18 protein-coding genes and 1 pseudogene are annotated in these 20,869 nt (G+C 71.1%); 17 read left to right on the top strand and 2 right to left on the bottom strand.

Going from position 1 to position 20,869, the window contains the following annotated elements; genetic code table 11:
- The first annotated feature begins 25 nt into the window (after positions 1-25).
- The 16 genes from mnmA to M1E25_RS05085 all read left to right on the top strand — a co-directional run bounded on the left by mnmA (position 26) and on the right by M1E25_RS05085 (position 17,148).
- Positions 26-1,180, top strand: coding sequence for a tRNA 2-thiouridine(34) synthase MnmA (mnmA, locus tag M1E25_RS05160; RefSeq protein ID WP_251410276.1), 1,155 nt, complete (start codon positions 26-28; stop codon positions 1,178-1,180).
- A 30-nt stretch (positions 1,181-1,210) separates the two neighbouring features.
- Entirely contained in the window at positions 1,211-1,672 is a 462-nt protein-coding gene (locus M1E25_RS05155) for a prevent-host-death family protein (RefSeq protein WP_251410273.1), read from the top strand.
- 152 nt (positions 1,673-1,824) lie between these two features.
- Positions 1,825-2,022, top strand: a complete 198-nt coding sequence (locus M1E25_RS05150) for a hypothetical protein (protein WP_251410270.1) — start codon at positions 1,825-1,827, stop codon at positions 2,020-2,022.
- A gap of 89 nt (positions 2,023-2,111) precedes the next feature.
- The gene (locus M1E25_RS05145; RefSeq protein WP_251410267.1) at positions 2,112-2,618 is read left to right on the top strand and encodes a GNAT family N-acetyltransferase; all 507 of its coding nucleotides are present in this window, start codon (positions 2,112-2,114) and stop codon (positions 2,616-2,618) included.
- Positions 2,619-2,753: 135 nt separating this feature from the next.
- A complete protein-coding gene (locus tag M1E25_RS05140; protein ID WP_251410263.1) occupies positions 2,754-3,551 on the top strand; it encodes a VOC family protein in 798 nt (265 codons plus the stop codon).
- Positions 3,552-3,623: 72 nt separating this feature from the next.
- Positions 3,624-4,148 carry an LOG family protein gene (locus tag M1E25_RS05135; RefSeq protein ID WP_251410260.1) on the top strand — a complete coding sequence of 175 codons (525 nt, stop codon included), beginning with the start codon at positions 3,624-3,626 and terminating at the stop codon, positions 4,146-4,148.
- Positions 4,149-4,197: 49 nt separating this feature from the next.
- Entirely contained in the window at positions 4,198-4,887 is a 690-nt protein-coding gene (locus M1E25_RS05130; protein ID WP_251410257.1) for an SDR family oxidoreductase, read from the top strand.
- Positions 4,888-4,906: 19 nt separating this feature from the next.
- Positions 4,907-5,917, top strand: coding sequence for a methionine synthase (locus M1E25_RS05125; protein ID WP_251410254.1), 1,011 nt, complete (start codon positions 4,907-4,909; stop codon positions 5,915-5,917).
- 23 nt (positions 5,918-5,940) lie between these two features.
- Positions 5,941-8,121, top strand: a complete 2,181-nt coding sequence (ligA, locus tag M1E25_RS05120) for an NAD-dependent DNA ligase LigA (protein ID WP_251410251.1) — start codon at positions 5,941-5,943, stop codon at positions 8,119-8,121.
- 218 nt (positions 8,122-8,339) lie between these two features.
- Positions 8,340-10,457: a putative bifunctional diguanylate cyclase/phosphodiesterase gene (locus M1E25_RS05115; RefSeq protein ID WP_251410248.1), complete on the top strand. Its 2,118-nt coding sequence runs from the start codon at positions 8,340-8,342 to the stop codon at positions 10,455-10,457.
- A 79-nt stretch (positions 10,458-10,536) separates the two neighbouring features.
- The gene (gatC, locus tag M1E25_RS05110) at positions 10,537-10,833 is read left to right on the top strand and encodes an Asp-tRNA(Asn)/Glu-tRNA(Gln) amidotransferase subunit GatC (protein ID WP_251410245.1); all 297 of its coding nucleotides are present in this window, start codon (positions 10,537-10,539) and stop codon (positions 10,831-10,833) included.
- A 5-nt stretch (positions 10,834-10,838) separates the two neighbouring features.
- Positions 10,839-12,332: an Asp-tRNA(Asn)/Glu-tRNA(Gln) amidotransferase subunit GatA gene (gatA, locus tag M1E25_RS05105; RefSeq protein ID WP_251410242.1), complete on the top strand. Its 1,494-nt coding sequence runs from the start codon at positions 10,839-10,841 to the stop codon at positions 12,330-12,332.
- Complete coding sequence (locus tag M1E25_RS05100; protein WP_251410239.1) at positions 12,329-12,571, top strand: hypothetical protein; 243 nt, start codon at positions 12,329-12,331, stop codon at positions 12,569-12,571. Before gatA ends, M1E25_RS05100 begins: the two co-directional genes overlap by 4 nt.
- A 14-nt stretch (positions 12,572-12,585) precedes the next feature.
- Entirely contained in the window at positions 12,586-14,091 is a 1,506-nt protein-coding gene (gene gatB / locus M1E25_RS05095) for an Asp-tRNA(Asn)/Glu-tRNA(Gln) amidotransferase subunit GatB (protein WP_251410236.1), read from the top strand.
- Between the two features lie 274 nt (positions 14,092-14,365).
- The gene (locus tag M1E25_RS05090) at positions 14,366-16,579 is read left to right on the top strand and encodes an MMPL family transporter (RefSeq protein WP_251410233.1); all 2,214 of its coding nucleotides are present in this window, start codon (positions 14,366-14,368) and stop codon (positions 16,577-16,579) included.
- A gap of 14 nt (positions 16,580-16,593) precedes the next feature.
- The gene (locus tag M1E25_RS05085) at positions 16,594-17,148 is read left to right on the top strand and encodes a GNAT family N-acetyltransferase (RefSeq protein WP_251410230.1); all 555 of its coding nucleotides are present in this window, start codon (positions 16,594-16,596) and stop codon (positions 17,146-17,148) included.
- 24 nt (positions 17,149-17,172) lie between these two features.
- Here the strand turns inward: M1E25_RS05085 and M1E25_RS05080 are convergent, their stop codons facing one another.
- Together M1E25_RS05080 and M1E25_RS05075 are read right to left on the bottom strand one after the other, a co-directional pair.
- Positions 17,173-18,336, bottom strand: coding sequence for a PQQ-dependent sugar dehydrogenase (locus M1E25_RS05080; protein ID WP_251410226.1), 1,164 nt, complete (start codon positions 18,334-18,336; stop codon positions 17,173-17,175).
- 134 nt (positions 18,337-18,470) lie between these two features.
- The gene (locus M1E25_RS05075; RefSeq protein ID WP_251410223.1) at positions 18,471-19,517 is read right to left on the bottom strand and encodes an aldo/keto reductase; all 1,047 of its coding nucleotides are present in this window, start codon (positions 19,515-19,517) and stop codon (positions 18,471-18,473) included.
- 287 nt (positions 19,518-19,804) lie between these two features.
- Here M1E25_RS05075 and M1E25_RS05070 point away from each other — a divergent pair.
- Positions 19,805-20,729 (top strand): annotated as a pseudogene (locus tag M1E25_RS05070) (2-hydroxyacid dehydrogenase).
- Positions 20,730-20,869: the final 140 nt, after the last annotated feature.

The following is a 20,869-nucleotide window of genomic DNA, read 5'->3' as shown; positions in this document are numbered from 1 at the left end:
GGCGCCCCCGTACCCTGGTAGGGCTATGACTGACTTCCCCGGTGCTCCCACAGGTCCCCGCGAGGGACGCCGCCTGCGCGTTCTCGCCGCCATGTCCGGCGGTGTCGACTCCGCCGTCGCCGCCGCCCGCGCGGCCGAGGCGGGCCATGACGTGACCGGCGTGCACCTCGCCCTGTCCGCCAATCCGCAGTCGTTCCGCACAGGGGCCCGCGGCTGCTGCACCGTCGAGGACTCCCGCGACGCCCGCCGGGCGGCCGACGTCATCGGCATCCCCTTCTACGTATGGGACCTCGCCGAGCGCTTCCGCGAGGACGTCGTCCAGGACTTCGTCGACGAGTACGCGGCCGGCCGTACCCCGAACCCCTGCCTGCGCTGCAACGAGAAGATCAAGTTCGCGGCGCTGCTCGACAAGGCCCTCGCCCTCGGGTTCGACGCGGTGTGCACCGGCCACTACGCCACCGTCGTGCTGCGCGAGGACGGCAGCCGTGAGCTGCACCGGGCCTCCGACATGGCCAAGGACCAGTCGTACGTCCTCGGTGTTCTGGACGAGCGGCAGCTGGCCCACGCCATGTTCCCGCTCGGCGACACCCTCACGACCAAGGGCGAGATCCGCGCGGAGGCGGAGCTCCGCGGCCTGGCCGTCGCCAGGAAGCCCGACAGCCACGACATCTGCTTCATCGCCGACGGCGATACCCAGGGCTTCCTCGCCAAGCACCTCGGCGAGGCCGAGGGCGACATCGTCGACGAGGACGGCACGAGGCTGGGAACCCACACCGGCACCTACGGTTACACCATCGGCCAGCGCAAGGGGCTGCGTCTCGGTGTCCCGGCCCCGGACGGCAAGCCGCGCTACGTCCTGGACATCTCCCCGGTGAACAACACCGTCACCGTCGGCCCCTCCGAGGCACTGGACGTCACGGGCCTGACCGCGATCCGGCCCCGCTGGTGCGGAACGGCCCCCTCCGGTCCCGGCACCTACACCGCACAGCTGCGGGCGCACGGCGGTGAGACCGAGGTGACGGCCGAGCCCGTCGGGGAGGAGCTGCGGGTGGAATTCACGGAGGCCGTGCGCGGGGTCGCCCCGGGCCAGGCGATCGTGCTCTACGACGGCACCCGCGTCGTCGGTTCGGCCACCATCGCGACCACGGAGCGTGCGCGGGAGGCCACCCGCCCGATTTGAATTCGGAACACGTTCCGAATTACGTGAGGCATGTCCACTCCCACTGTCTCGTTCTCCGAGCTGTCGAAGAACTCGAAGCGCGTCGCCGACACGCTCGACCGTGCTCAGCGCGTGCACATCACGCGCCGCGACGGGGAGGACCTTTTCCTCACCACCGCGCGGCACGATCAGCAGCGCGAGGAGACCGCCGACGTCACGGCCGGGTTGTTCTCGGCGCTCATCGGCAAGGACGACGGCGCGAGAGCCGTACTGGTCGCGCTGCCGGTGGTCTTTCCTTGGGTTCGGCACCTGTCGGCGGAGGAGGTCCGGCAGTTCGTGCTCGACCTCGTCGATGCGACGCAGGACGCGGTCGAACTGGACGTGCACGCCAACCTGCACCGCGTCATCGTCGAATGGCGGGCCACGGCGCGGATCCTTGCCGACCCGGAACTGACCGCGAAGCTCACCCGCGAACTGCCTGCTGAGGATCACGGAGAGGTCGCCGCTCCGTGAGCCCGAAGCGCGGTGACGACGTCGCTCCACCCTGCATCGGCAACGAATGGCGGCTTCGGTTCGCAACCAATGAAGCGGCCGGCTGGGGTGACTTGGTCGCGGAAGCACCAGGAAATACGCGCTGCTGTTTCGAGGCATTGCGCACCGACTCCATGTCCACGTCCGATCCCTATCGGCAGCACCGTCTGCGGGGACGCCTGGCCACCGCTGTCCTGGGGGGCTTCGCGTATCCCCAGTGGGAGTACGAGGTGACGTCCGGCGGGCGGGTGCGTTACCTCGTGGATCAGCCGCATTGGACCGTTCACCTCGTCCAGGCGTCCACGCGGCATCCGAAGGACACCGACAGCTGACCCCGGACCGCGAATGATGTGACCCCGGGTCAGAATCGAGAAGCTGCTTTCGGGGTACCGAAACCGGCCAAGAGGGGTACGGTCGCGGGGTGATCGAGACCGAACGCCTTGTCCTGCGTCCGTTGACGACAGCCGATGTGGACCTGATCGTCGAGCTGCATGCGGACCCGCAAGTCCACCGCTTCGTCCCGCACTTCACCCCCGACCAGGCCCTGGAGCGGCTCACCCAGGTCGAGTTGCAGTGGTCCGGGCGCGGTCACGGTCTCTGCGCCGTCGAGTCGAAGGAGACGGGGGAGTTCCTCGGCCGGTGCGGGCTGCACTACTGGCGGCAGTTCGACGAGATCGAGATCGGCTGGGTCCTCAGGCCCGGGGCCTGGGGCAACGGGTACGCCACCGAGGCCGCCCGGGCCTGCGCCGAGTGGGGTTTCGACCGGCTGGACGCCGACTACTTCACTGCGATGATCGATCCGGCGAACCAGGCGTCGCTCAAGGTCGCCGAGCGCGTGGGGTTCTCCCAGCGCCGCATGGACACCCTGTTCGGCAAGAAGATCACGGTCCTGGGGCTGGAACGGGAAGCCGCCGCGGGCAGGGCCTGACCGTACCGGTACCCCCGCCACGGCCCGCCCGGCCCGGCTGTCCGAGCGCCCTCGTGACCCGATCGGACCGCATGACGGGCGCACCCCGGGGAGCGGTGCCAGGCTGCTCGTACCGCCACCGGGAAGGGAACCACCATGCTCTCGACCGAGTACGTCCCGGGCGCGCCCTGCTGGCTGGATCTGGGCGCTCCCGACGTCACCGCCGCGGCCGACTTCTACGCCGAGGTGTTCGGCTGGGAGCCCGAGTTCATGGAGATGGACGAGGGCCGGTTCGGCCTCTTCAGGAGCGGCGGACGCATCGTCGGCGGTGTCGGACCGCTCACCGAGAAGGGTGCGCGCTCGGCCTGGATGCTGTACTTCCACACTCCCGACGCGGACGCCGTGGCCGCCGCTGTGGAGCGGACGGGCGGCACGGTCCGGGTTCCGCCGACCGACGCCGACGGCCAGGGCCGCATGGCGCAGTTCAGCGACCCGCAGGGCGGGCAGTTCGCCGTGTGGCAGCCGGGGGAGACCCGGGGCGTCGAGAAGCTGAACGAGCCGGGGACGCTGTCCTGGACCGAGCTCTACACGACCGACGGCGAGGCCGCGAAGGCTTTCTACGGCGATCTCTTCGGCTGGACGTTCGACGGCATGCCGGTGCCGGGCGATGCCTCGACGACCTACTGGATGATCACTCCCCAGGGCCAGGGGCAGGAGTGGATGCAGGGAGGGCTCATGCAGGTGCCGGGGCAGGCGCTCGCCCCGGCCGGCGGCCGGCCGTACTGGCACCCGGTGTTCGCGTCCGCGGACTGCGACGCCACCGTCGCCGAGGTCACCGCGAACGGCGGCACCGTGCAGATGGGGCCGGAGACCGCGGAGGGCGTGGGGCGGCTCGCGGTCTGCCTCGATCCCTCGGGTGCCGACTTCGTCGTCCTCACCCCCGCGCGGAGGTGAGCCCCGCGGCGTGGCCGGTCCGTGCCCGGAGGCCGCGCACCGGCCCGGACGGCGGCTTCCTAGAGTGGCTGCATGAATATCACCGTCTTCTGCTCGGCCGCCGACCTCGACGAGCACTACGTGCGCCCCGCCCGTGCCTTCGCCGAACTCATCGGCAAGGCCGGCCACACCATGATCTGGGGCGGCTCGGACACCGGCCTGATGAAGGTGATGGCGGACGGTGTGCAGGCCGCGGGCGGCCGGCTGGCCGGCGTCTCCGTGGACTTCCTCGCCCACAAGGCACGCCAGGGCGTCGATGAGATGGTGGTCGCCCGCGACCTCGCCGAGCGCAAGGCCCAGCTGCTCGACCGGGCCGATGCCGTCGTGGTGATGGTGGGCGGCCTCGGCACGCTCGACGAGGCGACCGAGATCCTCGAACTGAAGAAGCACGGCCTGCACGGCAAGCCGGTGGTGCTGCTGAACGCAGCCGGCTTCTACGACGGTCTCCAGCAGCAGCTGCGACGCATGGACGCCGACGGATTCCTGCCGCTGCCGCTGGACTCCCTCGTGCACTTCGCCGACGACGGAGCCGAGGCCCTGACCCTGCTCGAGGCGTGAGCACACGGCTCGTGAAACCCGCTCCCGCACCGTGAGGCAAGCTGGGGACATGACTGCACATCTGATCACCGGAGCGGGGTCTGGCATCGGCGCCGCCGTCACCCAGCGGCTGGCCGAGCGCGGCGACGACGTCTGGCTGCTCGTCCGCGACGCCGCACGGGGCAAGGAGCTCAGGGAGCGTTTCCCCGCCGCGCGGACGCTCGTCGGTGACCTGGCGACCCCCGACAAGCTGTCCTGGGCGTTCGGCCACCAGGAGCTGCCGGACCGGCTGGACTCGCTCGTGCACTGCGCGGGCGTCGTGGACCTCGGCACGGTGGCGGAGCTGGCCCCGAGGACGTGGACCGCCCAGCTGGCCGTGAATCTCGTCTCCCCCGCCGAGCTGACCCGGCTTCTGCTGCCCCAACTGCGGCTTTCCCAGGGGCACGTGGTGTTCGTGAACTCCGGCGCGGGGCTGCGGGCGAACGGCCAGTGGGGCGCGTACGCGGCGAGCAAGCACGGACTCAAGGCGCTCGCCGACGCGCTGCGCCTGGAGGAGCACGACAACGGCGTCCGCGTCACCTCGGTCTACCCGGGCCGGACGGCCACCCCGATGCAGCAGAAGGTCCACCAGCAGGAGGGCAAGCCGTACGACCCGTCGCGCTGGATCCACCCCGGTTCGGTGGCCACCACCGTGCTCACCGCCCTGGACCTGCCGCGCGACGCCGAGATCACCGACCTCTCCGTGCGACCGGGCGGCTGAGAGCTCGTAGGCTTCCGGGGTGAGCGAGACAACCAAGCGCAATTGGGGGCCCGGCGCCGCGACCGGCGTGGGCTCGATGCCGGGCGGGGACGCCCGGGAGGCCGCGAAGACCGTCACCGGGTCGTTCGAGGCGTTTCCGTACCTGGCCGAGCTCCCGGGCCGCGGCCCGGGAGCGGACATGACCGGACGCAGCCTCGGCCTGCTCGTCGAGATGTACGGGCACGTCGAGCCCAGTGGCTGGCGCATCAGTGACCGGCCCGGGCGGGACACCCGGCGGTCATGGGCCTGGATGCGGGAGGACCTCGACGCCCTGGAGGAGTTCACGCAGGGGTGGACCGGTCCGCTCAAGGTGCAGGCCGCCGGCCCGTGGACCCTCGCCACCGCCCTCGAACTGCGCGGCGGGGAGGCATTCCTCTCCGACGCCGGGGCCTGCCGGGATCTGGCGGCCTCGCTCGCGGACGGCCTGCGGGCGCATCTGGCCGAGGTGCGCAGGCGGGTGCCCGGCGCCGACGTGGTGCTCCAGCTCGACGAGCCCTCGCTGATCGCGGTTCTGCGCGGGCAGGTGCGCACGGCCAGCGGCTACCGCACCCACCGCGCCGTGGACCGGGCGGTGGTCGAGGGCGCCATGCGCGACGTGATGGCGGTGTCCGGCGGACCTGTGATCGTGCACTCCTGTGCCCCGGACGTCCCGTTCGCCCTGATCCGACGGGCCGGAGCGGCGGGCGTCTCTTTCGACGCGTCGCTTCTCACCGAGCGTGACGACGAGCAGATCGGCGAGGCCGTCGAGGGCGGGACGACCCTGTTCGCCGGAGTCGTCCCGGGCACCGACACCCCGTTGTCGGACCCGGCCGGTAGCGTCATGGGTGTCAGGACGCTGTGGCGCAGGCTGGGGCTGTCACCGGGGACTCTCGCCGAGTCCGTGGTCGTCACTCCGTCGTGCGGGCTCGCGGGGGCGTCCCCCGCCTACGCCCGCGCCGTGCAGGCCCATTGCGTCCGTGCGGCGAGGTCGCTCGCCGACAACCCTGAGTGACGGTGGGAACGGGAGGACGTACGGTGGCCGGCGAACAGGACGCATCAGTCCCTGCGACGGAGCGGGAGCAGCACGCACGCCTCGCCGAGCAGGTCGAGGAGCACCGCTTCCGGTACTACGTGAAGGACGCCCCGGTCGTCAGCGATGCCGAGTTCGACCGGCTGATGCGCGCCCTGGAGGAGCTCGAGGCCCGGTACCCGCAGCTGCGCACCCCGGATTCGCCGACGCAGAAGGTGGCCGGGGCGTACGAAACCGAGTTCACGGCCGTGCAGCACCGAGAGCGCATGCTGAGCCTGGACAACGCCTTCGACCAGGAGGAACTCGCGGTCTGGGCCGAGCGCATCGCCCGGGAGCTGGCCGGCACCTCGTACCACTTCCTGTGCGAGCCGAAGGTTGACGGTCTCGCCGTCAACCTCACGTACGAGCACGGCCGGCTCACCCGGGCGGCGACCCGGGGCGACGGCCGCACCGGCGAGGACATCACCCCCAACGTGCGGACCATCGCGGACATCCCGAACCGGCTGACCGGGGAGCGGATCCCCGAGCTCGTCGAGGTCCGCGGCGAGGTGTTCTTCCCGATGGAGCGGTTCGAGGAGCTCAACGCCCTCCTGGTGGAGGCGGGCAAGCCGCCGTTCGCCAACCCCCGCAACGCCGCGGCCGGTTCGCTGCGCCAGAAGGACCCGAAGGTCACCGCCGGCCGGTCGCTGCGCATGGTGGTGCACGGCGTGGGCGCCCGTGAGGGTTTCGACATCGACCGCCAGTCGCAGGCCTACGACCTGCTGCGCGAGTGGGGTCTGCCGGCGCCCGGTCACAGCCGGGTGGTCGACTCGCTGGAGGGCGTGCGGGGGTTCATCGCCCACTACGGCGACAACCGGCACTCGCTCGAGCACGAGATCGACGGCGTCGTGGTGAAGGTCGACGAGATCCGCCTCCAGGGGCGGCTGGGCTCGACGTCGCGTGCCCCGCGCTGGGCGATCGCCTGGAAGTACCCGCCGGAGGAGGTCAACACCCGGCTGGTCGACATCCGGGTGGGCGTCGGCCGCACCGGCCGGGTCACGCCGTACGCGGTGGTCGAGCCGGTCACGGTCGCCGGTTCGGAGGTGGAGTTCGCCACCCTGCACAACCAGGACGTCGTCAAGGCCAAGGGCGTTCTCGTCGGCGACACCGTGGTGCTCCGCAAGGCGGGTGACGTGATCCCCGAAATTCTCGGGCCCGTCACCGAGCTGCGGGACGGCAGCGAGCGGGAGTTCGTCATGCCCGCCGAGTGCCCGGACTGCGGGACGGCGCTGCAGCCGATGAAGGAGGGCGACGTCGACCTGCGTTGCCCCAACGCCCGCTACTGCCCGGCCCAGCTGCGGGAGCGCATCTTCTACCTCGCGGGCCGCAAGTGCCTCGACATCGAGAACCTCGGCTATGTCGCTGCGGCCGCGCTGACCCAGCCCCTCGAGCCCGCCGAACCGCCGCTGAAGGACGAGGGCGACCTGTTCGACCTGGACGTCGAGCAGCTGCTGCCCATCAAGTCCCACGTGCTGGACCCCGACAGCGGGCTGCCCAAACGCGACCCGAAGACGGGGGAGGAGAAGGTCGTCACCTTCTTCGCCAACCAGAAGGGCGAGCCGAAGAAGAACTCCCTCGCCATGCTGGAGAACATCGCGGCGGCCAAGGAACGTCCGCTCGCCAGGATCATCACCGGCCTGTCGATCCGTCACGTGGGTCCGGTCGCCGCCGACGCGCTGGCCCGGGAGTTCCGGTCGCTGGACCGGATCGCGGAGGCGAGCGAGGAGGAACTCGCGGCGGTGGAGGGCGTCGGCGGCATCATCGCCGCCTCCGTGAAGGAGTGGTTCGCCGTCGACTGGCACCGCGACATCGTGGACAAGTGGCGAGCGGCCGGCGTGCTGCTCGAGGAGGAGGGCGCCGAGGACGAGGGCCCGCGCCCGCTGGACGGCGTCACGGTCGTCGTCACGGGGACGCTGCAGTCCTACACCAGAGATGGCGCGAAAGAGGCGTTGCAGAGCCGTGGAGCCAAGGTGACGGGATCGGTTTCGAAAAGAACCGGTTTCGTGGTCGTGGGTGACAGTCCTGGATCCAAGTACGACAAGGCGGTCCAGCTGAACGTGCCGGTCCTCGACGAATCGGGCTTCGCCGTGCTGCTCGAACAGGGTTCCGACGCCGCTCGGGAGGCTGCGCTTCCCGCACCCGAATGAGTGTCAGGTCTCACTCGTTCGGCCCGTACCAGATAGGACGGATTGCCGGGTCGTCATCCGGGCAACACCCTTCAGACGCTGCCTCTTTGGGCTCCGGCGGCTTACTGTGGGGAACGTGTGTGCGTCGTGCACGGATGCGTGCCGGACCTCGGACGTGATGGCATCGGATCGGATGTCATGAGAGGGCCCGGGCGGCGTCTGCTGTGAGAGGGACCGGAATGAAGCCGATCGAGAGTGCCGATCCGGCCTCCTGGCTGCGCCGGGCCGCGGCTCTCGCGTCCCCGGTGCTGCCGAACGCCGTGATCCTCGGGGCCGCGCTGGCGGTGGCGACCGCCCTGTGCCACGCAGTCGTCGCCGCCCCGGAGCCCTTCCTCGAGGCATCGGTCCTCTGGCCGCTCGTCGTCCTCATCGGCGCCGTGGTGGTGCACCTGCTGGCCCTGGGCGGTGCGCGCTCCTGGGGCGGCACGGGTTCCGCCGCATCCCTCACCCTCGGTGTCCAGTTCGCCTACGGGTGGCTGCCGGCCGTCTTCGTCGGTCTCGCCGTCGTCGTGCCGGTGGGCGTGGCCCGCCACCACCGCTGGCGCGAGAGCCTGCTGCACGGCTCGGTCGACGTCATGGGAACCGGCGCGGCGGCCCTCGCCCTGGCAGGATTCGGCACCGTCCCGAGTATCGCCCGGCCCTGGGACCCGGCCTTCTGGGACGCCTGGGTCGTCCCCGAGATCATCACGGCCGCCGCCTGCTATCTCGGGGTGACCCGCGCCCTCCTCTGGTACTGCACCCGGCCGCACGGCCGCCCGCTGCGCTCGGTTTCCCGCACCACTCTTCTCCGCCAGGCGCTCGTCGGTGTCGCCCTGATCGGCAACGCCCCGCTGATCTGTGTCGTCGCGATCAACAAGCCGGTCCTGCTGCCGCTGTTCGTCGTGCCGCTCATCGCCATCGACTCCACCCTGTGGATCGCCCGCGCCCGCGCCGAGGAGCAGCTCCGCGACCCGCTCACCGGACTGCCGAACCGCCAGTGGCTCCTCGACCGCACCCGGACCGCGCTCGGGGAAGCCGAACGGCAGGGCGTCCGCTCGGCGCTCGTCCTGATCGACCTCGACCGGTTCCGTTCCGTCAACGACACCCTCGGACACCTGGCCGGGGACCGGCTGCTGCTCCAGATCGCCGAACGGCTCCGGCGCGCCCTGCCCCGTGACGCCGAGTCCGCTCGCCTGGGCGGGGACGAGTTCGCCGTGCTTCTCCCCTCGGCCGGCTCCGCGACCAGCGCCAAGCGCGTGGCCCGCGAGCTCGTCGGCGCCCTCGGCTCTCCCCTCGACATCGACGGACTGACCCTGATGTTGGAGGCCAGTGCCGGGGTCGCCGTCTTCCCCGACGACGCCCTCGACCCCGAGGGCCTGCTGCGCCGCGCGGACGTGGCGATGTACCAGGCCAAGCGGGACCGCAGCGGTGTCGAGGTCTACGAGGCCAAGCGGGATGGCAACACACCCGACCGCCTCGGCCTCCTCGGCGATCTGCGCCGGGCGCTCGACGCCGGCGACGTCGAACTGCACTACCAGCCCAAGGTCGGCTTCGACGGCCGGGTCGCCGGCCTGGAGGCGCTCGTCCGCTGGGTGCACCCCGATCGCGGGCGGGTCAGCCCGGAGACGTTCATCGCGATCGCCGAGTCGTCCGGGCTGATGCCCCAACTGACCGACTACGTCCTGGAGAAGGCCCTCGGCCAGGTGGCCCGGTGGCGGGACGAGGGGCTGGACGTCCCGGTGGCCGTCAACGTCTCCCCGCGCGACGTGCACTCCCCGGGCTTCGCCGGATCGGTCGCGGCACGCCTGGCCCGGCACGGCGTACCCCCTGCCTCGCTCCAGCTGGAGATCACCGAACACGTCCTGCTCGAGGACCCGCAGCGGGCTGCCGACACCCTGGCCGCGCTGGCCGGGCACGGGGTGCGCATGTCCCTGGACGACTTCGGCACCGGCTACTCGTCACTCGTCCACCTGCGACGGCTGCCGGTGAGCGAACTCAAGATCGACCGTTCCTTCGTGGCACGCCTCGCGGTGGACGCGCAGGACGCGGAGATCGTCCGCTGCACCGTGGACCTCGCCCACTCCCTGGGCCTGCGCGTCGTCGCCGAGGGCGTCGAGGACGACGAGACCTGGGAGCGGCTGCGCGACCTGGGCTGCGACGCCATCCAGGGCTGGTTGGTCGCGGCCGCGATGCCCCCCGAGGAGGCGACCGCCTGGCTGCAGCTGCGGGGCGAGAGGGACCGTCCCCGCGGGGCCCGGGACGCGCGACCGCTCCGCAGCCGGAGGCAGGCCTCGGCGCTCCCGCCGGGCCGCAGCTGAGGCGACCGTTTCGCGAGGCGGGCCGCCGGAGCCATAGGATTGGCGGCGATACCCGAAAACTGACCCTGAGGATCGCTGCATGCCTGGCATCACGCGCGAGGAGGTCGCCCACCTCGCACGGCTGGCACGTCTGGAGCTGCAGGCCGAAGAGCTGGACCACTTCGCCGAGCAGCTCGACGACATCATCGGCGCGGTCGCCCGCGTTTCCGATGTGGCCGACGAGGACGTACCGCCCACCTCCCACCCGCTTCCGCTCACCAACGTGATGCGGGCGGACGAGGTCCGTCCGTCACTGACCCCGCAGCAGGCACTGTCCGGAGCCCCGGCACAGGAGCAGCAGCGTTTCAAGGTGCCGCAGATCCTGGGCGAGGAGTGACCGACATGACCGATCTCACCAGGCTCACGGCTGCGGAGACCGCTGCCAGGATCGCCTCCGGCGAGGTGACGGCCGTCGCGGTCACCGAGGCCCATCTGGCCCGTATCGACGCCGTGGACGAGAAGGTGCACGCCTTCCTGCACGTGGACCGCGAGGGCGCGCTCGCCCAGGCGCGTGCCGTCGATGCCAAGCGCGAGCGCGGCGAGGAGCTCGGGCCGCTGGCCGGCGTGCCGCTCGCCCTCAAGGACATCTTCACCACCGAAGGCGTGCCGACCACGGTCGGCTCCAAGATCCTCGAGGGCTGGATCCCGCCGTACGACGCGACGCTGACCAAGCGCCTCAAGGACGCCGGCGTCGTCATCCTCGGCAAGACCAACATGGACGAGTTCGCCATGGGGTCCTCCACCGAGAACAGCGCCTACGGCCCCACCGGCAACCCGTGGGACCTCACCCGTATCCCCGGCGGCTCGGGCGGCGGCTCCTCGGCCGCCATCGCCTCGTACGAGGCCGCGCTCGCCATCGGCACGGACACCGGCGGCTCCATCCGCCAGCCGGCGGCCGTCACCGGCACCGTCGGCGTCAAGCCGACGTACGGCGCGGTCTCCCGCTACGGCATGGTCGCCTTCTCCTCCTCCCTCGACCAGGGCGGGCCGTGCGCCCGTACGGTCCTGGACGCCGCCCTGCTGCACGAGGTGATCGCGGGGCACGACCCGCTCGACTCCACCTCCATCGACGCCCCGGTTCCGCCGGTCGTCGAGGCCGCCCGCAACGGCGACGTCGCGGGCATGCGCGTCGGCGTCGTCAAGGAGTTCGGCGGTGAGGGCTATCAGGCCGGAGTCATGCAGCGGTTCAACGAGTCCGTGGAGCTGCTGCGTGAGCTGGGCGCGGAGATCGTCGAGATCTCCTGCCCGTCGTTCGACCTGGCGCTGGCCGCCTACTACCTGATCGCCCCGTCCGAGTGCTCCTCGAACCTCGCCCGGTTCGACGCCATGCGCTACGGCCTGCGGGTCGGCGACGACGGAACCCGCTCGGCCGAGGACGTCACGTCGCTCACCCGCGCAGCGGGTTTCGGAGCCGAGGTCAAGCGCCGGATCATGCTCGGCACCTACGCGCTGTCGTCCGGTTACTACGACGCCTACTACGGCTCGGCGCAGAAGGTCCGCACCCTGATCACCCGGGACTTCGCCCAGGCCTTCGAGCAGGTCGACGTGCTGGTCTCGCCGACCACCCCGACCACGGCGTTCCCGATCGGCGAGCGCGCCGACGACCCGATGGCCATGTACCTTGCCGACCTGTGCACCATTCCGGCGAACCTGGCCGGCAACGCCGCCATGTCCCTGCCCTGCGGACTCGCTCCGGAGGACGGGCTGCCGGTGGGTCTCCAGATCATCGCCCCCGCCATGGCTGATGATCGGCTCTATCGGGTAGGCGCGGCAGTCGAGGCCGCGTTCCAGGCCCGCTGGGGACATCCGCTGCTCGAGGAGGCACCGTCGCTGTGAGCAACAAGCTGCAGAAGGCCAAGGGCTTCAAGAAGTCCAAGCCCGGCCTGTACCTGTCCATCGGCACCTCGCTGTTCGGGGCGGTCAGCGTCGTGAAGCAGGTCAAGAACGCCCGTGCCGAGAGCGACCGGCTGATGCTCGCCGACGCCGCGGTGTCGGCCGTCGCCATCGTCACCGGCGTCGCCCTGCTGGTGCGCGAACTGCGCCGCCTGGGCGACGACGACGTCCTGTTGGGCTGAGAGGTAAGTTTTCCGTGACCGTCACTGAACTGGTGTCGTACGAGGACGCCCTGGCGTCCTACGAGCCCGTGATGGGCCTCGAGGTCCACGTCGAGCTCGGCACCGCGACCAAGATGTTCTGCGGGTGCTCCACCGCCCTGGGCGCCGAACCCAACTCGCAGACCTGCCCCACCTGTCTCGGCATGCCCGGCTCGCTCCCGGTGGTGAACGCCACCGGCATCGAGTCCGCCGTCCGGATCGGCCTCGCACTGAACTGCAAGATCGCCGAATGGTGCCGCTTCGCCCGGAAGAACTACTTCTATCCGGACATGCCGAAGAACTTCCAGACTTCGCAGTACGACGAGCCGATCGCCTTCGACGGCTACCTCGACGTCGAGGTCGAGGGGGAGACCTTCCGGGTCGAGATCGAGCGTGCCCACATGGAGGAGGACACCGGCAAGTCCACGCACGTGGGCGGTGCCACCGGCCGCATCCACGGCGCCTCGCACTCGCTGCTCGACTACAACCGGGCCGGTATCCCGCTCATCGAGATCGTCACCAAGCCGATCGTCGGGGCCGGGGACAGGGCGCCGGAGGTCGCGAAGGCCTACGTCGCCGAACTCCGCGAGCTGATCAAGGCGCTGGGTGTCTCCGAGGCGCGCATGGAGATGGGTCAGATGCGCTGCGACGTCAACCTGTCGCTGCGCCCGAAGGGCCAGGAGAAGTTCGGCACCCGCTCGGAGACGAAGAACGTCAACTCGCTGCGGTCGGTCGAGCGGGCCGCTCGTTACGAGATCATGCGCCACGCCGCCGTGCTGGGCGACGGCGGGACGATCGTCCAGGAGACCCGCCACTTCCACGAGGACGACGGCTCGACCACCTCGGGCCGGGTCAAGGAGGAGGCGGAGGACTACCGCTACTTCCCCGAGCCCGACCTGGTGCCGGTGGCCCCGTCCCGTGAGTGGGTCGAGGAGCTGCGGAACACGCTGCCGGAGCTGCCCCGCGTGCAGCGTCAGCGGCTGAAGGCCGAGTGGGGACTGTCCGACCACGAGATGCAGTCGGTGCTGAACGCCGGCGCGATCCCGTCGATCGTGGCGACCATCGAGGCCGGTGCCGCCGCCGACCAGGCCCGCAAGTGGTGGATGGGTGAGCTGGCCCGCCGGGCGAACGAGGACGGCGTCGAACTGTCGGCCCTGCCGATCACCCCGGCCCAGGTGGCCCGGGTCGCCGCGCTGGTGTCCGAGGGCTCGCTGAACGACAAGCTGGCGCGCCAGGTCATCGAGGGCGTGCTGGCCGGCGAGGGCGATCCGGACACGGTCGTCGAGAAACGCGGTCTGAAGGTCGTCTCCGACGACTCCGCACTCGGTGCCGCCGTCGACGAGGCCATCGCCGGCAACCAGGCCGTCGCGGACAAGATCCGTGGCGGCAAGGTGCAGGCCGCGGGCGCTCTCGTCGGCGCTGTGATGAAGGCCACGCGCGGCCAGGCCGACGCGGCCCGGGTCCGCGAGCTGATCCTCGAGAGGCTCGGCGGCCAGGGCTGAGCCGGACGGCTTGAGCCGGAAACACCGCCGCGTGGCCGCCCCTCACCGCGAGGGGCGGCCACGCGGCATTGTGCGCCTGGCGGCCCGGCGCGTGAGCGCCGCGGCGGTTCCCGGGTGACGCCGCCCACACCCGCCGGGTTTCCGCTGTGACGATGCCCACGAAGCGCCCAAATCGGTCAGATCGCATGTCAGGGTGATTCCGGCACATCCTGCAACCCCCCCACGAGGCCTGCCGGCCGGAAGGGGTCTTCGAACGTTCAGGGAGAAGTGGCGTATGGGCTTTCTCGCCCAGTGGTGTCTCCGGCGGCGTCTCGTCGTCGTGCTCATGTGGCTCGCGGCGTTCGCGGGGGTCGCGGTGGCGTCGGTGGTGGCCGGTTCGTCGTTCTCGAACAACTACGACGTCCCCGGCACCGAGGCCGGCAAGGCCGGTCGCATGGTCCAGGAGGCCTTCCCCGGTCAGAGCGGCAACACGGACACGATCGTCTGGCAGACCGACAAGGGCACCGTGAGGGCCGCCGGCGTCGAGGACCGGATGGCCGAGACCCTCGACAAGGTCGAGGCATTGCCCGGTGTCAGCGACGTCAAGAGCCCGTACGGTGCCGACGGCGCCGCGCAGGTGAGCAAGGACGGCCGCACGGCCTACGCCTCCGTCACCTTCGACAAGCCCTCGGACGACCTCCAGCGCGGTGAGGTGCAGAAGGTCGTCGACACCGCCGAGGACGCCGAGACCGGCAGCCTGAGCGTCGACGTGGGCGGGGCCGGCGCCGCACTCACCGAGAAGACGACTGCTCACACCAGCGAGATCGTCGGCATCCTGGTCGCGGCCGTGGTGCTCTTCCTCGCCTTCGGCTCCGTCGCCGCGATGCTGCTGCCCATCGCCACCGCTCTGGTCAGTGTCGGAACCGCCTATCTGGGCATCGGCCTGCTCGGCCACGCGATGACCGTCGCCGACTTCGCCCCCATGCTCGGCACCCTCATCGGACTCGGCGTGGGCATCGACTACGCCCTGTTCATCGTCACCCGGCACCGTCGCGGACTGCGCCGGGGCCTGCCCGTCGGCGAAGCGGCCCGGCAGGCCGTGGCCACCTCGGGCCGCGCCGTGGTGTTCGCCGGCGCGACGGTCTGCATCGCCCTGCTCGGCATGCTGGTCCTCCGGCTGAACTTCCTCAACGGCGTGGCCATCGCCGCATCGCTCACCGTGGTGCTGACCGTTGCTGCCTCGGTCACCCTGCTCCCGGCCCTGCTCGGCATGATCGGGATGAAGGCGCTGGGCCGGCGCGACCGCCGGGCCCTCACCGAGCACGGTCCCAAGCCGGAGATCCCCACCGGCTTCGCCGCCCGATGGTCGGCCTTCGTCGAACGGCACCCGAAGGTGCTCGGCGTCACGGCGATCGCGCTCATGGCCGCGCTCGCCCTGCCCACGCTGTCCCTCAACCTCGGCAGCTCCGACCAGGGCAACAATCCGCAGACCAGCACCACGCGGCAGGCGTACGACCACCTCGCCGAGGGCTTCGGCCCCGGTACCAACGGCCCGCTGACCCTGGTCGCCGATCTCGACGGCCAGAAGGAGAAGGCCGATTTCCAGCAGCTGACCGAGACCCTGAACGCCACCGACGGGGTCGCCCAGGCCTCGCCGGGCGAGGTCAGCCCGGACGGCGGCACCGGAACCATCACCGTCATCCCGGAGAGCGCTCCCCAGGACCAGGAGACCGCGCAGCTCGTCGACCACCTGCGGGAGGACGTGCTCCCCGACGCCACCGACGGATCCTCCCTCGACGTGCTCGTCGGCGGCCCGACCGCCTCCCAGCAGGACTTCGCATCCGTGATCATCGGGAAGCTCCCGACCTTCGTGGGCGTGGTGGTTGCCCTCGGCTGCCTGCTGCTCCTGCTCGCCTTCCGCAGCATCGGCATCCCGCTCAAGGCGGCGGCCATGAACATCATGGCGGTGGCCTCCTCGTTCGGCATAGTCGTGGCGATCTTCCAGTGGGGCTGGGGGAGTGAACTCCTGGGCCTCGGGCAGGCCGGCCCCATCGAGCCCTTCCTGCCAGTGATCATGGTCGCGGTGCTGTTCGGCCTCTCCATGGACTACCAGGTCTTCCTGGTGAGCCGGATGTACGAGGAGTGGCAGGAGACGCGGGACAACCGGCGCGCGGTCCGGGTCGGTCTCGCCGAGACCAGCCGGGTGATCAACTCTGCCGCAGTGATCATGATCGCGGTCTTCTCCGCCTTCGTGCTCTCCGGCGACCGGATCATCGCGATGTTCGGCATCGGACTCGCCAGCGCGGTCGCCCTCGACGCGTTCGTGCTGCGGACGCTCCTCGTGCCGGCGCTCATGCACATGCTCGGCGGCGCCAACTGGTGGCTGCCCCGCCGGCTGGACCGGATCATGCCGAAGTTCAGCATCGAGGCACCGGAAGAGCTGCGGCATGCGACGATTCCCGCGCAGCGGCCGAGCGACACCGAGCCGCTCGTGACCAACCGCGACTGAATCACGAGGACGGCATGTTCACCGTGGATCTCGGCGACGGAGCCGAACTCCGGCCTCTCGAACCCTGGCAGGCGCCGGAGTTCCTCGCCCACATCGACCGCGCCCGCGCGGGGGTCGACCCGTGGATCCCGTGGGCGACCCGGACGACCGACCTCGAGTCGGCGGTGAAGGTCCTGCGTTCCTATGCCGACCGGCAGGCCGCCGACACCGGACGGATCTACGGGATCTGGCTCGACGGCTCACTCGTGGGCGGCGTCATGTTCCCGGTGTTCGACACCGAGTCGGGGGTGTGCGAGATCGGCTGCTGGCTCGAGCCCGCGGCCGAGGGCCGGGGGCTGGTCGTCCGGTCCGCCCGGCGGCTGGTCGACTGGGCTTTCGGGGAGCGCGGTATGAGCCGCATCGAGTGGCGGGTCTCGCCGGACAACATCCGCAGCATCAATGTCGCCCGGAGGCTCGGCATGACCTGTGACGGTGTGCTCCGCGAGAACTTCCCCTACCGCGGGGTCCGGAGGGACATGGCGGTCTGGTCGCTGCTCGCCAGCGAGTGGCGACCTGCGGACAGCGTCTGATCCGACCGGCCGTCCGGTCGGCGGTCAGGTGACCTCGAGCAGCAGGATGCGGTCGTCCCCGGCGCCCGGCGACCCCCGCCCGTCCGTCTCGCTGGTGACGAGCCACAGCTTCCCCGGGCCGTCCGCGACCACCGTGCGCAGCCGCCCGTACCGCCCCTCGAGGAACGCCTGCGGCGGTGCGGACGGGCGTTCCTCAGCGCCCCCGCCCGTCAGCGGTACCCGCCACAGCCGCTCACCGCGCAGCGCGGCGATCCAGAGTGATCCGGCGGAGAACGCGATCCCGCTGGGGGACGCCTCGTCGGGCCGCCACTGCTCCACGGGGTCGATGAGACCGCGCTTTCCGGCCTTGCCCTCGGCTTCGGGCCAGCCGTAGTTGCCTCCCGGGCGGATGGAATTCAGCTCGTCCCAGGTGTTCTGTCCGAACTCGGAGGCCCACAGCCGCTTTCCGGTGTCCCAGGCCAGGCCCTGCACGTTGCGATGGCCGTACGAGTAGACGACGGAGTCGGCCTCCGGGTTGCCGTGCACCGGCTCGCCCTCGGGCGTCATCCGAAGGATCTTGCCGCCGAGCGAGGACGTGTCCTGGGACAGTTCTCCGTCGCCGCTCTCGCCCGTGCCGGCATAGAGCATCCCGTCGGGGCCGAAGGCGATCCGGCCACCGTTGTGGATCGCGCCTTTGGGGATGCCCCTGAGCACGGTGTCGGGGGCGCCCAGCTGGCCCCCGGGCGGCTTCTTCGCGTCGTAGGCCATCCGCACGATGCGGTTGTCGGATTCCGTGGTGAGATATGCGTACACCATCCGGTTCTTGCCGAAGTCCCGCGGCAGGGCGATCCCGAGCAGACCACCCTCGCCGTCCGCGGAGACACCGGGCACGGAGCCCAGCTCGGTCTTCTTCCCGTTCCGGCCGGAGATCCGGAAGATCTTCCCGGTGTCGCGGGAGGAGACGAGCAGGTCGCCCCCGGGCAGGGGCGCCAGGCCCCACGGTGAGTCGAGGTCGTCCGTGACCGTCCGGACCACCTTCACCGTGCCCCTGGCCGGAGGCGTGGACGCCGAGGTCCCGGTCGCGGACGGCAGTGTGCGGCCGGTGCCGGACGGTTCGGGGGAGGGCCGCGCCTCGCCCCCCGACGTGCAGCCTGCGGTGAGCAGCAGTGCAGCGGCTGCCAGAGCAGCAGTAACGGCGGTGGCTCGCACGGGTCGCGTCCTCTCCTCGGACCCGGGGCGCCCGCGCCGGATCCTCCAGCAGGACACCACCGTAACCACAGTGACGGGCTGCCGGGGCGATCGCGCGGCCCGGCTGCGTCCGGTCCTGGGCCCCGGCCCGGGGCTCAGTCCCAGGAGCCGACTGCGGCCGGCAGTGCTGCGATCTCGCTCATCTCGTCGGCGTCCAGCGCCAGTTCCGCGGAGCGGCTGTTCTGCACGGCCCACCGTTCCTTCTTCGTCCCCGGCACCGGAACCACATGGCGTCCCAGAGCCAGCAGCCACGCCAGGGCCACTTGTGCCGGGGTGGCCGCGTGCCGCGCCGCCACCCGGCGCAGTCCGGCGACGATCGGCTGGTTGGCCGCCATCATCTCGGCCGTGAACCGGGGGTGGCGAGCCCGTACGTCGTCCGGCTCGAACCCTTCGCCCGGGGTGAGGGTGCCGGTGAGGAAGCCGTTCCCGAGGGGCATCGCGGCCAGGAAACCGATCCCGCGCGCCTCGCACCACGGAACGAGGGAGTCCAGCGCATCGCGGGACCACACCGACAGTTCGGCCTCGACAGTGGTGACCGGAAAGACCTGCTGGACCCGCTCCAGCAGGCTCACGGTGTGGTCGTGATCGTCCGTCCGGCCGCGGCGCGCGGATCGGTACGCCCCGGCGCTGCCCGGTGCGGCGACAGGACGGCCGGTGCGGCGTCCGGTCTTCTGCAGCGCGCAGAGCCCCAGCGCCCGTACCTTGCCCGCAGTGACGAGCTCGGCCATCGCACCCCAGGTCTCCTCCACCGGTACTTCGGGGTCCGGACGGTGCAGCTGGTAGAGGTCGATGACGTCGGTCTGGAGCCGGCGCAACGACGCATCGCAGGCCCGCTTCACATAGCCCGGCCGGCCGTTGGCGACGACGTGCTGATCGCCCACCAGCAGACCGCACTTGGTGGAGACGAAGGCGTCCCGGCGCCGTTCGCGCAGCACCCGGCCGAGCAGCAGTTCGTTGGTGAAGGGCCCGTACATGTCGGCGGTGTCGAGCAGGGTGGTGCCCCGGTCCAGGGCGGCGTGGACGGTGCGCAGTGCACTGTCGCCGTTCTGCTGGGAGCTGGTGTAGGCCCAGCTCATCGGCATGCATCCCAGTCCGATCGCGCCCACGGAGAGAGCACCCGCACCGATAGTCCTGCGCTCCACCTGGTCTCGCACCCCTCCGTCGCCCGACCCCAAACTAACGCCCGGCCGGAACGGGCGGTCACCAGGCCCTCTTCCCCGGATCCCGTCCGCACTCGGCGGTTCCCCACCCCATCACCCGCCTGAACGTCGCTCCGGGTCGGTACACCTGGGTTCTGTCTCCCAGATGGCGTCGTCCGCCGCAAGGCGCTCGGGGCGTCGGCCTCCGGCCGGGGAGCGCGTGCCGGACGGCGGGCCGAACCAGGCGGGCAGTGAGCGGCAGGTCCTGGCGTGCTCCCGTGAACGACGACGTGTGGCTGTCCCTTCCCCCCACCGCATCGAGGGCCTCCCCGACGGCTTCGACTACCACTTCTGGGGCGGGGAGCCGGAGTTCCCGCCGGTCCCGCCCGGTGCGTCTTCTATGCGGCCCCCTACATGAAGAGCCGGCCGGCGAACCTCAGGCCACTGCCGTACATGACGAACCTCCGGGTCGTCCAGACGCGCACCGCCGGAGTGGACCGGTTCCTCCCCGCGATCGGAGGCCTGCCGAGCGGGGCGGTGCTCTGCAACGCCCGCGGTGTGCACGAGGTGAGCACGGCCGAACTCGCCCTGACGCTCACTCTGGCGGTGCTGCGCGACATCCCCGGCTTCGTCCGCGCACAGGACGAGGGGGAGCGGCGGCCCGTCCTCCGGCCCGCCCTCGCCGACAGGTCGGTGCTGATCGTCGGGTACGGGGCGATCGGCAGCGCCATGGAGGACCGGCTCGTACCCTTCGAGTGCGCGCGGGTCTCGCGCGTCGCGCGCTCCGCCCGCACCACCGGGCGCGGTCCGGTGCATCCGGTCACGGCACTGCCCGAACTGCTCCCGAACGCCGACGCCGTCCTCCTCTCGACCCCGCTGACCGATACCACGCGTGCGCTGGTGGACGCCGGTTTCCTGGCCCGGATGAAGGACGGAGCGCTGCTCGTCAATGTGGCACGTGGTGCTGTTGTGGAGACAGAGGCTCTGCTGACGGAGGTCGCAACAGACCGGTTGTCGGCGGCACTCGATGTCACCGATCCGGAACCGCTGCCTGCCGGGCACCCGTTGTGGCATGCTCCGGGCGTCCTCGTCACCCCTCACGTCGGCGGGCCCTCGTCCGCCTTCCTGTCGCGTGCCGAACGCCTGCTCCGCGAGCAGTTGCAGAGGTTCGCCGCCGGCCGGCCGCTGGCCGATGTCGTTGCGCGTTCCGGCTGAGGCAGCTCGGCTCGGAGCGTCCGGGGCCGGGCGGAAGGCCCGGCGAAGTCCGATAACGCTGTGTAGAGAACTTATGTCACTGAGTGACGGAACTGGTGTATCGTCCGAGCGGGGATCGCGCGACCGAGGTTCGCCGGCGC

This window comes from Streptomyces meridianus (genome assembly GCF_023703325.1).
GTDB classification, from domain to species: Bacteria; Actinomycetota; Actinomycetes; order Streptomycetales; family Streptomycetaceae; genus Streptomyces; species Streptomyces meridianus.
The sequence above is the reverse complement of the archived record's forward strand: the minus strand, read 5'-3'. Positions and strand labels throughout refer to the sequence as shown.